A 2,583-nucleotide genomic window follows, 5' to 3' on the forward strand; every position below is an offset into this window, starting at 1 on the left:
CACCAACTCCCCTTTCCCGCACCGCAGTCGACCACGACTCCCGCGTCCCCGCGCAAGGCACCCGATCCTGGAGGATTCCGCCGTGACCCCGCTCGGTCCGCTCGACCCGTCCGCCGACCGCCAACCGGCCGTCCCGGCCACGTTCCGCAGCGGTCCGCGCAGCGGGGCCGCCGCCGGACGGCCCGCCGCGAAGGCGCCCGCCAAGCCCGCGGCGAAGTCCGCCGGAAAGGCCGCCGCCAAGCCCACCGCCAAGCCCACCGCTAAGGCGCCCGCCAAGGCGCCCGCGAAGGCTCCGGCGAAGGCCGCCCGGGGCGGCGCGGCGGCGGCGCGGCCGCAGGCCGGCGGGGGCGCGCTGCGGCTGCCGGAGGCGCCGCTGCCGCCGGCCGAGGTGGAGCGGCTGGTCTCCGGCGCGCACCACGACCCGCACGCGCTGCTGGGCGCGCACGAGCTGCCCGCGGGCACCGCGATCCGGGTGCTGCGGCCGTTCGCGGAGCGGGTGGTGGTGGAGACCGAGCTGGGCCCGGCGGAGCTGACGCACCAGCAGGGCGGTCTGTTCACCGGGCTGCTGACCGGGCAGAGCTTCCCCCGGTACACCCTGAAGGTGACGTACCCGGGCGGCGGACCGCTGGCCCAGGAGGACGGCTACCGGTTCGCCCCGACGCTGGGCGAGCTGGACCTGCACCTGATCCGGGAGGGCCGGCACGAGCAGCTGTGGGAGGCCCTGGGCTCGCACGTGCGCACGGTCGACGGGGTCGCCGGCACCGCGTTCGCGGTGTGGGCGCCGAACGCGGTGGGCGTGCGGGTGATCGGCTCGTTCAACCACTGGGACGGCACCGCGCACCCGATGCGCTCGCTGGGCTCCTCCGGCGTGTGGGAGGTGTTCCTGCCGGGCGTCGGCGAGGGCGAGCGCTACAAGTACCAGATCCTCACCCGGCACGGGCAGCGGCTGGAGAAGGCCGACCCGCTGGCCCGCGCCGCCCAGTGCCCGCCGGACACCGCCTCGGTGGTGACCGTCTCCCGCCACGAGTGGCAGGACGCCGAGTGGATGGAGCGGCGCGCCCGCAGCGTGCACCACCGCGCCCCGATGTCGGTCTACGAGCTGCACCTCGCCTCCTGGCGCCCGGAGCTGACCACGTACCGGGAGATCGCCGGGGTGCTGCCCGGCTACCTGAACGAACTCGGCTTCACGCACGTCGAGTTCATGCCGGTGATGGAGCACCCGTTCGGCGGCTCCTGGGGCTACCAGGTCTCCGGCTTCTACGCCCCGACGGCCCGGCTCGGCACCCCCGACGACTTCCGCTTCCTGGTCGACACCCTGCACCGGCACGGCATCGGCGTGCTGGTCGACTGGGTGCCCGCGCACTTCCCGAAGGACGGCTTCGCGCTGGCCCGGTTCGACGGCGAGCCGCTGTACGAGCCGGCCGACCCGCTGCGCGCCGAGCACCCGGACTGGGGGACGCTGGAGTTCGACTACGGCCGCACCGAGGTGCGCAACTTCCTGGTCGCCAACGCGGTGTACTGGTGCGAGGAGTTCCACGTCGACGGCCTGCGGGTGGACGCGGTCGCCTCGATGCTCTACCTCGACTACTCCCGCGAGGGCGGCGCCTGGACGCCCAACCAGTACGGCGGCCGGGAGAACCTGGACGCGGCCTCCTTCCTCCAGGAGATGAACGCCACCGTCTACCGGCGCTGCCCGGGGGTGCTGACGGTGGCCGAGGAGTCCACCGCCTGGGACGGCGTGACCCGGCCGACCGACAGCGGCGGCCTGGGCTTCGGCCTGAAGTGGAACATGGGCTGGATGCACGACTCGCTGGTGTACATCGCCAAGGAGCCGGTGCACCGCAAGTACCACCACAACGAGATGACCTTCTCGATGGTGTACGCCTACTCGGAGAACTACATCCTGCCGATCTCGCACGACGAGGTGGTGCACGGCAAGCAGGCGCTGGTCTCCAAGATGCCCGGCGACTGGTGGCAGCAGCGCGCCAACCACCGCGCCTACCTGGGCTTCATGTGGGCCCACCCGGGCAAGCAACTGCTGTTCATGGGGCAGGAGTTCGCCCAGGGCGCGGAGTGGGACCACGAGCACGGCCCGCAGTGGTGGGTGCTGGACGAGGGCTGGCCCGCGCACGTCGACCACCGCGGCGTGCAGCGCCTGGTCGGCGACCTGAACCACGTCTACCGGGCGACTCCGGCGCTGTACGAGCAGGACACCGTCCCGGCCGGTTTCGCCTGGCTGGACGGCGGCGCGGCCGAGGACAACGTGCTGTCCTTCGTCCGGTTCGCGGCCGACGGCAGCCCGCTGGTCGCGGTCTGCAACTTCTCCCCCGTGGTGCGGCACGGCTTCCGGGTCGGCCTGCCCCGGCTGGAGGGCGCCGAGCAGCTGTGGGAGGAGGCGCTGAACACCGACGCCGAGCGCTACGGCGGCAGCGGCGTGGCCAACTCCACCCCGGTGAAGTCCGAGCCCGAGGAGTGGAACGCCCAACCCCGCTCGGCCGAACTGGTGCTCCCCCCGCTGGCCACCGTCTGGCTCCGCCCGGCCCGCTGAGCCCCGGCCGCGGCCGCCGCCGACCCGTGCGGCGG

Annotated in this window: 1 protein-coding gene; it reads left to right on the forward strand. The window is 73.8% G+C overall.

The features are described 5' to 3' along the window. The first annotated feature begins 82 nt into the window (after window positions 1-82). Window positions 83-2,548 carry a 1,4-alpha-glucan branching protein GlgB gene (gene glgB, locus ACFUEL_RS38285; protein ID WP_380242623.1) on the forward strand — a complete coding sequence of 822 codons (2,466 nt, stop codon included), beginning with the start codon at window positions 83-85 and terminating at the stop codon, window positions 2,546-2,548. Window positions 2,549-2,583 lie beyond the last annotated feature (35 nt).

The organism is Kitasatospora sp. NPDC057198, assembly GCF_042670125.1.
Classification (GTDB): Bacteria; Actinomycetota; Actinomycetes; order Streptomycetales; family Streptomycetaceae; genus Kitasatospora.